At 65.4% G+C, this 13066-nt stretch carries 9 protein-coding genes and 1 pseudogene; 3 read left to right on the forward strand and 7 right to left on the reverse strand.

Annotated features, from left to right (window positions below):
- Positions 1–108: 108 nt before the first annotated feature.
- The 7 genes from yccS to AC0MAZ_RS06030 form a co-directional block, all read right to left on the reverse strand.
- Positions 109–2292: a YccS family putative transporter gene (gene yccS, locus AC0MAZ_RS06000; protein WP_232856293.1), complete on the reverse strand. Its 2184-nt coding sequence runs from the start codon at positions 2290–2292 to the stop codon at positions 109–111.
- Between the two features lie 210 nt (positions 2293–2502).
- The gene (locus AC0MAZ_RS06005) at positions 2503–3684 is read right to left on the reverse strand and encodes a BaiN/RdsA family NAD(P)/FAD-dependent oxidoreductase (RefSeq protein ID WP_475860613.1); all 1182 of its coding nucleotides are present in this window, start codon (positions 3682–3684) and stop codon (positions 2503–2505) included.
- Between the two features lie 125 nt (positions 3685–3809).
- A complete protein-coding gene (gene dbpA / locus AC0MAZ_RS06010) occupies positions 3810–5147 on the reverse strand; it encodes an ATP-dependent RNA helicase DbpA (protein WP_231845326.1) in 1338 nt (445 codons plus the stop codon).
- Between the two features lie 112 nt (positions 5148–5259).
- On the reverse strand, positions 5260–6687 hold the full coding sequence (gene mdtD, locus AC0MAZ_RS06015) for a multidrug transporter subunit MdtD (RefSeq protein ID WP_203648234.1): 1428 nt from the start codon (positions 6685–6687) through the stop codon (positions 5260–5262).
- 119 nt (positions 6688–6806) lie between these two features.
- Positions 6807–8135 carry a TldD/PmbA family protein gene (locus AC0MAZ_RS06020; protein ID WP_254464088.1) on the reverse strand — a complete coding sequence of 443 codons (1329 nt, stop codon included), beginning with the start codon at positions 8133–8135 and terminating at the stop codon, positions 6807–6809.
- Entirely contained in the window at positions 8135–9577 is a 1443-nt protein-coding gene (locus AC0MAZ_RS06025; protein WP_475860617.1) for a TldD/PmbA family protein, read from the reverse strand. Before AC0MAZ_RS06025 ends, AC0MAZ_RS06020 begins: the two co-directional genes overlap by 1 nt.
- Before the next feature lie 30 nt (positions 9578–9607).
- Positions 9608–11404, reverse strand: coding sequence for an acyl-CoA dehydrogenase (locus AC0MAZ_RS06030; protein ID WP_475860619.1), 1797 nt, complete (start codon positions 11402–11404; stop codon positions 9608–9610).
- A gap of 277 nt (positions 11405–11681) precedes the next feature.
- Between AC0MAZ_RS06030 and AC0MAZ_RS06035 the strand changes: the two genes are divergently transcribed.
- The 3 genes and pseudogenes from AC0MAZ_RS06035 (at position 11682) to AC0MAZ_RS06045 (ending at position 12983) form a co-directional block, all read left to right on the forward strand.
- The gene (locus AC0MAZ_RS06035; protein WP_203648230.1) at positions 11682–12014 is read left to right on the forward strand and encodes a type II toxin-antitoxin system RelE/ParE family toxin; all 333 of its coding nucleotides are present in this window, start codon (positions 11682–11684) and stop codon (positions 12012–12014) included.
- A 49-nt stretch (positions 12015–12063) separates the two neighbouring features.
- Complete coding sequence (locus AC0MAZ_RS06040; protein WP_110734806.1) at positions 12064–12348, forward strand: helix-turn-helix domain-containing protein; 285 nt, start codon at positions 12064–12066, stop codon at positions 12346–12348.
- A gap of 393 nt (positions 12349–12741) precedes the next feature.
- A pseudogene (locus tag AC0MAZ_RS06045) lies at positions 12742–12983 on the forward strand (hypothetical protein).
- The last annotated feature ends 83 nt before the right edge of the window (positions 12984–13066 follow it).

Below are 13066 nucleotides of genomic sequence, written 5' to 3' on the forward strand. Positions count from 1 at the left end.
CCTTCGCGGGTAAACCCGCTCCCACAGGTCGGGAGCCGTCTTCAGGTGCAATGCATTCCCTGTGGGAGCGGGTTTACCCGCGAAAGGGCCGGCACAGGGGGCTGAATTTCAGGCCGGCTCACCTTCCTTGATCAAATGCCCCGCCAAGGTCCGCAACGGCCCCAGTTGCCGGCAGATCAACGCCAGTTGCGTCTGCACCAGCCGCTGATGCTCGTCCAGCTCCTCCGGCATCTGCTCCAGCGCATTGGCCAGGGCTTCCTCGGCGTCGCTGTGGATCGCCACCGGCAAGCGCGCCGCCAGGCCATTGGCGATTTCGTCGAGGCTGCTGGCCAGGCTTCGCCCGGCGCCATCGATCAGCTGCTCGTGGACCTCGGCCGGCAGCGCTGTGTCACGATGCGCCCCCAGCCCCGAAAGGTAGCTGAGCAAGGTATGCGACAGCACCAGGAAGCGGAAGCCGACATCGGCCTCCTTACGGAAGTGTCCGGGCTCCATCAGCATGTTGGCCAAGGTGGTGGACAGCGCCGCGTCGGCGTTGTGCGCGTTGCGCCGGGCCAGGCGATAGGCCAGGTCGTCGCGCTTGCCGTGGGCGTATTGCTGCATGATCTGACGCAGGTACTCGCTGGCGCAGGCCAGGGTGTTGGCCAGCACCTTGTTCAGCCGCCGCCCCTGCCAGTCGGGCAGGAACAGGAACACCGCGAGAATGGCGATCAGGCTGCCCACCAGGGTATCGAACAGGCGCGGCAGGAACAGACCGTAGCCATCGCCGATCTGGTTGAAGCAGAACAGCACCATCAGGGTGATCGCCGCCGTGGCCAGGGTGTAGCGGGTGGTGCGATTGACGAAGAACACCACCCCGGCGACCACCGCGAACAGCGACTGGATGATCGGGTTGGGGAACAGGTCGAACAGCGCCCAGCCCACGGTCAGGCCGATGGCGGTACCGAAAATCCGCTGCACCAGCTTGCGCCGGGTTGCGCCATAGTTGGGCTGGCAGACGAACAGTGTGGTGAGGATGATCCAGTAACCTTGAGTCGGGTGGATCAGGTGCACCATGCCATAGCCCACCGACAGCGCCAGCGACAGGCGCAGGGCGTGGCGGAACAGCAGCGAGGTCGGCGTCAGCTGGGTGCGCAGGCGTTTCCACACGTCCTTGAGGTTGCGTGGCGAGCGGTCGAGCAGGCTGCTGTCGCTGGCATCGGCCAGGCTGTCCGGGTTGCTTGCGGCGCTGAGCAGCCGGTCCAGGGTGGCCAGGTTTGCCGCCAGCGCCCGCAGCGAGCGCAGCAGGCCGCGCCAGGCCGGGTTGTTCTGGGTGCGCAGGTGCTCGAGCGACGCGTTGAGGTCTTCCAGGGCCTCGGGGTAACCGCTGGCCAGGACGAAGGGCTGGCGCAGGCGGATCGAGCGGGCCAGTTCCTGGCAGGATGAGCCCTGCTTTCGCAGCAGGCGCTGGCAGCGGAACATCACGTCGCTGTGGAAAAAAGCGTCGGTCAGCGCGTTGTAGGGGTAGTGCGAGGCACTGACCCGCTCATGGATGTCCTGGGCCAGGAAGTACAGCTTGAGGTAGCGGCTGACCTTGGAGTTAGGCTGGCTGTTGCCGACCCGGTGCAGGATGATTTCCTTGGCCGCGTTGAGCGCCGCCACCACCCTGCCGTTCTGCTTGGCCAGCTCCAGGCGCGTGGCCTCGACGTCGAGGGTACGCACCGGCTCGAACAGGCTGGCCTTGAGCTTGAGGTAGCTGCCCAGTTCAAAGAACAGCCTGGCCAGGCTCTGCTGCACCGGCTGGTTGGAGAACAGCGCCTGCCACAGCACCGACAGCAAGCCATACCAGGCCGCCCCCGCCACCAGCAGCAACGGCTCGTGCCAGAAATCGCTGACTTCACCACCGCGCTGGTCGACGCCGATCATGGTATAGACCGACAGGATCAGGGTGGCCGAGGCGATCGCCCCGTAGCGTTCGCCCAGGGCCCCGAGCATGGTCAGGGAAAACGCCGCCAGGGCCAGGGCGACGGCGAAGATCCAGGGGTAGGGGAACAGCAGCTCGACCGACAGCGCGGCGATAGCAAAGCAGCCCAGGGTCACCAGCAGGGCGCTGAGCCGGCCTTGCCAGCCATCGTCGGTCTCGGCCAGGGCGCTGGCGATGATGCCGAGGAACAGCGGAATCAGCAGGCTCATCTCGTTCTGGTACCAGCACCAGGCCATGCTGCCGGTGAGGGCGATGGTCACGCGGATGGCGTAGCTGAACTTGTCTTGGCCCCACAGGCGACGCAATGAATGGCTGAACGAGCTCGATGACATGATGGCCCTGGGCTGAGATCGGTTGAATACCTTTGAGGCCGTTTGGGGCCGCTGTGTGGCCCTTTCGCGGCACAAGGCCGCTCCTACAGGAGATCGCGTCCCTCTGTAGGAGCGGCCTTGTGCCGCGAAAGGGCTGCGCAGCAGCCCCAATAAATGGCGCTCCAGCACAGACCAGCAAGAAGCGTTCCGTGCTGCTGAATGGATTCTACTCTACACGAACTGCGCCGCCGCGTTGGCCGAAGCCCAGGCCCACTGGAAGTTGAAACCGCCCAGGTGCCCGCTCACGTCCAGCACCTCGCCGATGAAGTACAGCCCAGGGCTTTTCAGCGACTCCATGGTCTTGGACGACACCTCGCGGGTATCGACACCGCCCAAGGTCACCTCGGCGGTGCGATAACCCTCGGTACCGGCCGGGATCACCTGCCAGGCCGCCAGTTTTTCGGCGATCTGGGTCAATTCCGCCGGGGTGTACTGCTTCAGCGGTTTCGAAACGAACCACTGCTCGGCCAGCAGGTTGGCCAGCTTGCGGGTGAACACCTCGCCCAGCACGGTCTTCAGTTCGCTGTTGGGGCGTTCGACCTGCTGGCCCTGCAGCCACTCCAGCGCGTCGCGATCAGGCAGCAGGTTTATCTCCACTGTGTCGCCGGCCTCCCAGAACGACGAGATCTGCAGGATCGCCGGGCCGCTCAGGCCGCGGTGGGTGAACAACAGGTTTTCGCGAAAGCTTGTGCCATTGCAGCTGGCGACGCAGTCCAGCGAGGTGCCCGACAACTCGGTGCACAGTGCCTTGAGCTGGGGCTCGGTGATGGTGAACGGCACCAGGCCAGCGCGGGTCGGCAGCAGCTCATGGCCGAACTGGCGGGCAACCTGGTAGCCAAAGCCGGTGGCGCCCAGGGTCGGAATAGACAGGCCGCCCGTGGCGATCACCAGCGATTGGCAGGCGAACGGGCCGGCGCTGGTCTGCAAGGTGTAGCCGGCCTCGGTCTTCTCGATTCGCTCGATGCTGGTGTTCATGCGCAGCTCGGCGCCGGCCTCGTCGCATTCGGTCAGGAGCATGTCGAGGATGTCGCTGGACTTGTTATCGCAGAACAGCTGGCCGAGCTTCTTCTCGTGGTACGGCACGCCGTGCTTGCACACCAGCTCGATGAAGTCCCACTGGGTGTAGCGGGCCAGCGCCGACTTGCAGAAGTGCGGGTTGTGCGAGAGGAAGTTGGCCGGCTCGGTATACATGTTGGTGAAGTTGCAACGCCCGCCGCCGGACATGAGGATCTTCTTGCCCGGCTTGTTGGCGTGGTCGAGCAGCAGCACCCGGCGCCCGCGGCGGGCGCTGAGCTGGGCACACATCAGGCCGGCGGCGCCGGCGCCGAGGATGATCACGTCGGTGGAGTGCACAGTGTAAACCTTTTATGAATGGAGCATCGGCCCCTGTGGGAGCGGGTTCACCCGCGAATACGGTAGTGGCTGCACCATCGTATTCGCGGGTGAACCCGCTCCCACAGGGATCTTTTGCCAAGCCTTTAGACGATACGGACTTTCAGGGCACGACCCTTGATCTTGCCGCTGTTCAGGCGCTGCATGGCCTGCTTGGCCACCGCCCGCTCCACGGCCACGAACGCCACGAAGTCGAAGATGGCGATCTTGCCCACCTGCTTGCCTGGCAACCCGGCATCGCCGGTCAGCGCGCCGAGGATGTCGCCCGGGCGCAGCTTGTCCTTGCGCCCGGCGCCGATGCACAGGGTGGTCATCGTCGGCAGCAGCGGCTCGCCGCCCTTGCTCTTGAGGTTGTCCAGCTGTTCCCAGCGCAGCGGCTTGTTCTGCAGGTCCTCGATGGCCTGGGCGCGGTGGCCTTCGGCCGGGGCCACCAGGCTGATCGCCACGCCTTTCTCACCGGCACGGCCGGTACGGCCGACGCGGTGCACGTGGATCTCGGCGTCACGGGCCAGCTCGACGTTGATCACCAGGTCCAGGCCGTCGATGTCCAGGCCGCGGGCGGCCACATCGGTGGCCACCAGCACCGAGCTGCTGCGGTTGGCGAACATCGTCAGCACCTGGTCGCGGTCGCGCTGCTCCAGGTCGCCGTGCAGGGCCTGGGCGACGATGCCCTTGGCGGTCAGGTGGGTGACCAGGTCCTCGCACTGCTGCTTGGTGAAGCAGAACGCCACGCAGGACTGCGGGCGATAGTGGCCGAGCACGCGGGTCACCGCTTCCAGGCGCTGCTGCGGGTCGATCTCGATGAAGCGCTGTTCGATCTGGCTGTCGCTGTGCAGCGCCTCGACCTTGACCTGCTGCGGCTGGCGCATGAAGTCCTTGGCCAGTTGCTCGATGCCGGCCGGGTAGGTGGCGGAGAACAGCAGGGTCTGGCGGCGCGACGGGGTCTTGCCGATGATGCTGGCGATGGCGTCGAAGAAGCCCATGTCGAGCATGCGGTCGGCTTCGTCCAGGACCAGGGTGTTGAGACCGTCGAGCACCAGGGTGCCTTTGTCCAGGTGCTGCTGGATGCGCCCCGGGGTGCCGACGATGATGTGCGCGCCGTGTTCCAGCGAGGCGATCTGCGGGCCCAGCGAGACGCCGCCGCACAGGGTGAGGATCTTGATGTTGTCCTCGGCGCGGGCCAGGCGGCGTAGCTCCTTGGCCACCTGGTCGGCCAGTTCGCGGGTCGGGCACAGCACCAGGGCCTGGCAGCCGAAGTAGCGCGGGTTGATCGGGTTGAGCAGGCCGATGCCGAAGGCGGCGGTCTTGCCGCTACCGGTCTTGGCCTGGGCGATCAGGTCCTGGCCCTTGAGGATGACCGGCAGGCTCTGGGCCTGGATCGGGGTCATCGAGGCGTAGCCCAGGGCGTCCAGGTTGGCCAGCATGGCGGCGGACAGCGGTAGGGTGGCAAAAGCGGTGGTTTCAACGGTCACGAGGCGGGCCTGCGGTGCGAAGCGAAAAATGCCGCATAGTCTACCAGCCTCAAAGCCATTCGCCCTACGACTCGACGTGATGTTCCGGACGACGGGCGCGCCTTCCGTCCGTCGGCGCCAGTTGCAGGAAGATCGCCGCCGCCAGCATGGCCATCACGCCGATGGTGACGAAGGTCAGCTGGAAGGCGCCCAGGGTGCTCTCCACGCCATCGCCGCTGCCGGCCGCAGTGAAGCCGCCGAGCAAGGCGCCGGCGCAGGCCACGCCCAGGCTCAGCGACAACTGTGCTACGACCGACAGCAGGCTGTTGCCGCTGCTGGCGCTGGCGTCGTCGAGGTCGATCAGCGTCACCGTGTTCATTGCCGTGAACTGCATCGAGTTGACCGCGCCCAGCAGCGCCAGTTGCCCCAGCAGCACGGCATAGGGCGTCTGCTCGTCGACCAGCCCCAGGCTGGCCAGCAGCAGGCCCAGCAGCAGGGTGTTGCCGGTCAGCACGATGCGGTAGCCCAGGCGCTCGATCAGCGGCCGGGCGATGGACTTGGCGAGCATCGCCGCCGCCGCCAGCGGGATCATGCTCATGCCGGCCTGGGCCGGCGAGTAGCCCAGCGCCACCTGCAGCAGCAAGGGCACGAGGAAGGGCAGGGCGCCGCTGCCCAGGCGGGCGAACAGGTTGCCGAGAATGCCGATGGCAAAGGTCCGTACGCGAAACAGCGAGGGCGAGAACAGCGGCTCCGGGTCACGCCCGGCGCGCAGCCAGTAGGCGGCGAGGCAGGCCATGCCGGCGAACAGCAACAGCATCACCCGCAGGTGTGGCAGGTGCAGTTCGCCCAGGCCTTCCATGGCGATGGTGATCAGCACCATCGCCGCGCCGAACAGCAGGAAGCCCGGGCCATCGAAGCTGGTGCGTTCGGCGCCGCGCAGGTCGGGGATGAACTTCCACACGGCGTAGCAGCCCAGTGCGCCCACCGGCAGGTTGATCAGGAAGATCCAGTGCCAGCTGAGGATCTCCACCAGCCAGCCACCCAGGGTCGGGCCCAGCAGCGGGCCGAGCAGGCCGGGGATGGTGATGAAACTCATGATCCGCACCAGTTCCGAGCGCGGGTAGGCGCGCAGCACCACCAAGCGCCCGACCGGCAGCATCAGCGCGCCGCCCAGGCCCTGGATGACCCGGGCGAGGATCAGGAAACCGAGGCTGTTGGCCATGGCGCACAAGAGCGAGCCGAAGCTGAACAGCAGGATGGCGCTGAAGAAGATGCGTTTGGTGCCGAAACGGTCGGCGATCCAGCCCGAGGCCGGGATCAGCAGGGCCACGGTGAGCATGTAGGCGATGATCACCCCCTGCATGCGCAGCGGGTCTTCGGCCAGGGAGCGGGCCATGGCCGGCAGCGCGGTGTTGAGGATGGTGCCGTCGAGAGACTGCATGAAGAAGGCGATGGCCACCACCCAGGGGATCCAGCGGGCGGTGACGGGGTCCAGTGGTGCGCGATCGGACATCAGCTACCTCTACGTTTTGTGTTGCCTGTGCCGACCTCTTCGCGGGTAAACCCGCTCCCACAGGGTTATCGACAAACCTGTGGGAGCGGGTTTACCCGCGAAGAGGTCGGTCCTGCGGATCACAGTGTCAGGGTCAACCCCTTCAGCAACGCCCCCGGCAGATGACTCGACCCGGTGCTGCGCTGCCCGTAGGTGCTGGTCGAGAGGATCATCTCGCGCTCCTGGGTCAGGTCCTCCAGCTGGCTACCCAGCAGGTTGTACAGGCTGTCGTCGAAGCGCATGGTGCTTACCGGCCCCTGGATCTGGCCGTTTTCCACCCAGAAGGTGGCGAAGCGGGTCAGCCCGGTCATGCGCGCGGCGGGCAGGTCCGAGTAGTTCAGGTACCACAGGTTGCTGATGTACAGCCCGGTGCCCAGACGCTCCAGCACCTCTTCGCCGGGCAGGTTGCCCGGGGCCAGGCTCAGCGCGCACGGTGACTCATGGCTGTCGGCGCCATTGGCCTCCTGGGCGAACTCGGCGGCGCTGCGGGCGCTTACCAGCCGCTCCAGCGCACGGCCTTCGCCGATCAGCAGCAGGTCGCGACGGGGCGAGCCCTCGTCGGAGAACGCCGGGCTCAGCGAGCCGCTGACCTGCTCGCTGAAGCTCACTTGTGGGCTCAGTTGCGCGTCGCCGTTGTACAGGCGCTGCAGCGGGCTATTGCCCGTGGCCAGGGCCTGGGCGGAGAAACCACCCCAGCAGAGCATGCCAGCAATCTCGTCCATCGCCGCCGGCGCCAGGTAGGCACGGTAGCTGCCGGGCTTGAGGGTGACGGCCGGGCGGCCCAGGTGCTCGAGCTGTTCGCGGGCCTGGCGCAGGCGCGCGGCGAAGGTCTCGCCGCTCCAGGCCTGCCCGGCATAGTTGGCCTTGACCGCCTGGCCGTTGGCGTGGAACAGGCTCCAGTCGAAGTTGAAGCTGTTGGCCTGGTGCCAGCCGAAGGCCCCGAAGGAGCTGGCGAAGCCCCGGCAGATGGGGCCGGCGGCGTAGATGCCGACCAGGTCCAGGTCACCGGCGTCGTGTTCGACCAGGGTCAGCACGTCATCCAGCTCGGGCAGTGGCTGCTCCAGCAGACTGTGGCTGTGCCAAGCGCTCTGATCGAGGCTCAGGTACGGGTCGACCGGCAGCAACGGCAGGGTCTGACGCAGTTGCCCGAGGCCGTCGTGCAGGCGCTGGCGATCCAGCCCGGCGTCATCGCCCAGGGTGATGTGCTGCTCGGCCTGGCGGCCGTCGCGGATCAATCGCAACTGCACGCTGGCCTGGGCGACCAATCCGGCCTGGCGCACCTTGGCATGGTTGAAGCGTACAAACTGCGAATGCTCGGCGTTGTAGCCGAGGGTGAACTGCTCCTCGGGCAGCACCGCGTCGCGAAGGGCGCCAAGCAGGTCCTCGAAGCGTTGTTGATAGGTGCTCATCAGACGTCCCCTCCGAATACGTCGATCTGGCGGAACACGCAGGCCGGCGAGGCATGGCCGACGCGCACCACCTGGTTGGGCTCGCCCTTGCCGCAGTTGGGTGTGCCGAGCACCTGGAAGGTGCTGCTGTCGCCCACGGCCGAGAGGTTGCGCCAGAAATCGGCGGAGATGCCCCGGTAGTTAGGATTCTTGACCACGCCCTTGAGCTCGCCGTGCTCGATCAACTGCCCCCACTCGCAACCGAACTGGAACTTGTTGCGCGCATCGTCGATGGACCAGGAGCGGTTGGTGCGCATCAGGATGCCGTGCTCGATGCCACTGACCAGTTGCGCGAGCGACTGGTCGCCCGGCTCGATGTTGAGGTTGGCCATGCGGTCGATCGGCGCCCGATTCCAGCCGCAGGCACGGCTGTTGGCCACGCCGTCCAGGCCCGAGCGCAGCTGCGACAGCGCGCCGCCGAGGGGGCGAACCAGCAGGCCGTCGCGGATCAGGAACTGCTTGCTGGCCGGGGTGCCGTCGTCATCGAAGCTGTAGCTGGCCAGCTCCTCGCGAAGGGTCGGGTCGAAGGTCACGTTGAGAAGCTTCGAGCCGTATTGCAGATGGCCGAAGTCGCCGGCTTTGACGAAGCTGGTACCGGCGTAGTTGCGCTCATCGCCGAGGATGCGATCCAGCTCCAGTGGATGGCCGATGGACTCGTGGATCTGCAGCATCATCTGGTCGGGCATCAGCAGCAGGTCGCGCCGGCTGCTCGGGGTGTTGGGCGCCAGCAGCAGTTGCAGGGCCTCGTCGGCCACCCGGCGGGCCGCGCCGACCAGGCCGCAGCGCTCGATCACCTCGACGCCGCCCTGTTGGCCGAAGTTCTCGCGGCCCAGGCTGCGGCTCTGGCTGTCCTGGCCGTCGCTGGCGGTGACGCCCAGGCCCGGGTAGACGAAGCGCTGGGCATGGCGCAGCTCGGCGCCGGCGGAGTTCAGGTAGGTCTGCTCGACCACGCTGATGCCAAGGCTGGCCTGCCAGTCCACCAGGCGTTCGTCACGTGGCACGCTGGCCGATTCGGCGGCCAGCAGGTCCAGGCAGTTGGCGAGGTTGGGCAGGGGCTGCTCGAAGTTGGGCGAGACATGGTCGTGGCGCCCCTCTGGGGCCGGTTGGCCGCTCAGGTCGAGCAAGCTGCTGGCCTTGATCCGCCGGGCCAGCGCCTCGGCCTGCTCCAGGGCGCGTTGCAGCCCGGCCTGGGACAGGTCAGCGGTGGCCGCGTAGGCCTCGACGCCATCCACCCGCACGGTGAGCATGGCGCCTTCGTCCTGGCTAAAGAAGGGCGGCTCGGCGACGTTGCGCCGTACCGACAGTGACTGGTGCGATTGCTTCACATGGCGAAGCGAGAACAGTTCGGCCGTGCTGCGCAGCGCGGCAAAGCGCTGGCGCAGCAGGGTGCTGGAGTCGAACATCGGAAACCTCCGTGTGTGCGGCGGCTCCCCCTAGAACCACCCCTCTTGCATCGCGAGGCAGGTGTCGTCGCGGGCCTCGAGCAAAGCGAGGTCATTATGGCAGCCCGGCACTTCCCAGGTGAGGAAATAACGCGCGGCCTGGAGCTTGCCCTGATAGAAGTCGCGGTCGCTGCCCTTGAGCAGGCCGACCTCGGCATGAATGGCCTGCTCCAGCCAGCGCCAGCCGATCACGCAGTGGCCGAACACCTTGAGGTACAGCGCCGAGTTGGCCAGCGCGCCGGCGACCTTGCCGGTGGCCAGGTCGCCGAGCAGGGCGATGGTCACGCTTTGCAATCGGTTTACCAGGTGCTCCAGGGGCTGGCGCAACGCATCGAGGTTCGGGTGATGGCTGGCGCGCTCGCAGGTACCAGCGATCAGGCGGATCAGTTGCTTGAGCCCGGCGCCGTTGTTCTGCGCCAGCTTGCGCCCGAGCAGGTCGAGGGACTGGATGCCCTCGGTGCCTTCGTGGATCGGGTTGAGGCGGTTGTCGCGGTAGTACTGCTCGACCGGGTACTCGCGGGTGTAACCGTGGCCGCCGAGGATCTGGATCGCCAGTTCGTTGGCCTTCAGGCAATACGCCGAGGGCCAGGACTTGACGATGGGCGTGAGCAGGTCGAGCAGTTCCAGGGCTTGCCGGCGAGCCTCCGCATTCGCGGCGGTGTGGGTGTCGTCGAACAGCCGGGCCGCGTACAGGCCCAGGTCGAAAGCACCCTCCACATAGGCCTTCTGCGCCAGCAACATGCGCTTCACATCGCTGTGCTCGATGATCGGCACGGCGGGGCTGTGCGGGTCCTTGTCGTCCGGCAGGCGGCCCTGTGGACGTTGGCGGGCGTAGTCCAGAGAATAAAGATAGCCGGCATAGCCCAGCATCACCGCGCCCATGCCGACGCCGATGCGCGCCTCGTTCATCATCTGGAACATGCAGGCCAGGCCCTGGTGCGGCTGGCCCACCAGGTAGCCGACGCACTGGCCGTTGTCCCCGAAGTTAAGCGCCGTGGAGGTGGTGCCGCGCCAGCCCATCTTGTGGAACAGCCCGGCCAGCAGCACATCGTTGCGCGCCCCCAGGCTGCCGTCGGCGTTGACCAGGTACTTGGGCACGATGAACAGCGAGATGCCCTTCACCCCGGGCGGCGCGTCCGGCAGCTTGGCCAGGACCATGTGCACGATGTTCTCCGACAGCTCGTGGTCACCGCCGGAGATGAAGATCTTGTTGCCTTTGAGCCGGTAGGTGCCGTCGCCTGCAGGTTCGGCGCGGGTACGGATATCGGCCAGGGACGAGCCTGCATGGGGCTCGGTCAGGGCCATGGTGCCGTAGTAGCGTCCTTCGATCATCGGTTGCAGGAACAGGCGTTGCTGTTCGTCACTGCCGAAACTCTCGATCAGGTTGGCCGCGCCCATGGTCAGGAACGGGTAGGCCGTGGTACCGGCGTTGGCGGCCTGGAAGTGGGCGAAGCAGGCCTGCGATACCAGGCTGGGCAGCTGCATGCCGCCGACTTCGAAGTCGCGGTTGGCGTTGAGAAAGCCCGCTTCGAGGAAGGCGTCGACCGCAGGCTTAACGTCCGGGATCAGCTCGGCGCGGCCGTCCACGTAGCGCGGCTCATTTTCGTCGCCCTTGCGGTTGTGCGGGGCGAAGTACTTTTCGGCAATGGTACGGGCGGTGGTCAGCGCCGCGTCGAAGGTCTCGCGGCTGTGCTCGGCGAAGCGCGGGCGCTGGGTCAGGGCTTCGGCGTCGAGGACTTCGTAGAGTTCGAAGGCGAGGTTGCGGCTGCTGAGGAGTTGCTCGGACATGGCGGCATTCCTGGTTCGGGATGCAGCGAGTCTAGGCAAGGTAATAGGGCAGGGGACAGGTTAATTGGTTTGGGTGATATGGGGGCAGAAGTTGCCATCGCCCTGGCCGTCTTTGGGTTGCGCCGGGCAGTATGGGCGTAGGTGTTACCCGTCGCAAAGCCTTGTCACGCAATTGCACTTATATCGATATCGATATAGTTTTATCTTTGCCGCTCATGGAGAGCTTACGTCTCCGATAAGGACAAGCCAGGCGAGTGCATTGGCGGGAGCGTGCAGGATGCATGATGGGCAAAAGCCAATCGAATGGTTGGGTAGCAGCAAGCAGGACCTGCGGGACTTTCCGATTGTGGCAAGGCAGCGGGCCGGGTATCAGCTGGAGCTGATCCAGGACGGTGAGGCCCCCTTCGACTGGAAACCAATGGAAAGCGTTGGGCCTGGGACGCGGGAAATCCGCATCAAGTGTCAGGACGGGGCGTTTCGGGTGTTCTACGTCGTGAGTCGACCAGAAGCGGTTTATGTCCTGCACGCGTTTCGCAAGACGACCGAGAAGACGGAAAAGCGCGATATCGATCTGGCGAAAGCGCGATACAAATTGTTGGGCGCCTGCTGAGCTGGAGTCGACAGTGTTTGAACGAGATGGATGCACAGAGGGATTTGCGATGACAAACGAACGCTCCACTTCGGTATGGGATGCGCTGTTCGACTCACCGGAAGAGGCCGAGAACCTGCGGCTTCGGGCGAAGCTGATGAGGGTGTTGGCCAGGATTGTCCGGTCCTGGGATCTGCCGCAGAAAGACGCAGCACGGCGACTGCATCTGACTCAGCCACGCTTGAGTGACTTGCTCAATGGCAAGATAGACAAGTTCTCGCTGGATGCACTGGTGAATATTCTGGCGAACGCCGACCTGGAAGTTGACTTCACGGTGAAAAAGAAATCGGCCTGATGGCTGTTTTGGCCTCAAATTAATCGCAGCTTTCCAGTCGCACCTATGGCTCGAATGGCCGAGCCGCAGTGCGTTTCCTACGCAGATTCCAAGACTTTCCCTATTCCATGTAGTCCAATTCCCAAACATACTCCCAAGCCCTTTCAAGCCATTGCGGTGCTCCGGGTTGGCCTCTAGTCTCGGACGGTCGCTGCACAATCAGCGACCGGCTTTGACAGGCCGATTATCAAGAGCTTACTCAACGGCTTTGCCCTTTATGGCGGCTGTATGTGGGGCACTTCGCGTGCGCCGGGGTTTTGCTCTTGCTGACCGGTCTGTCAACCCATATACAGCTGCCACCTTCTTGTTTGACAGCAACGGGTGGTGGTCCCACTTGATCAGCAAGAGGTAGCTATGTTGAAGATTGTCCCCGATCCCCCCACAACCCTCATTCCCTCGAAGACACCCTCATCCAGGCCACCGAGTACGCCCTGTGCGCCTTGACCGTGGCCCATCACGCCGTACAGCTCAAACCCAGGTCGCCGGCTGCCGTGTTGATGATGGCGTCGATGCATGAAATGGAATCGCTGCGTGTGTTGCTCGAAGCGGCGTTGATCCAGGTGCAGATGCCGGCGCAGGCGCCCACTTTGCACTAGGTCGCGTGCCTGGTCGGGCCCTTTCGCGGGTAAACCCGCTCCCACAGGTTCAGCTGTGCCTTGGAGCCAGCGCCGTACCTGTG

It is taken from the genome of Pseudomonas sp. A (genome assembly GCF_056270345.1).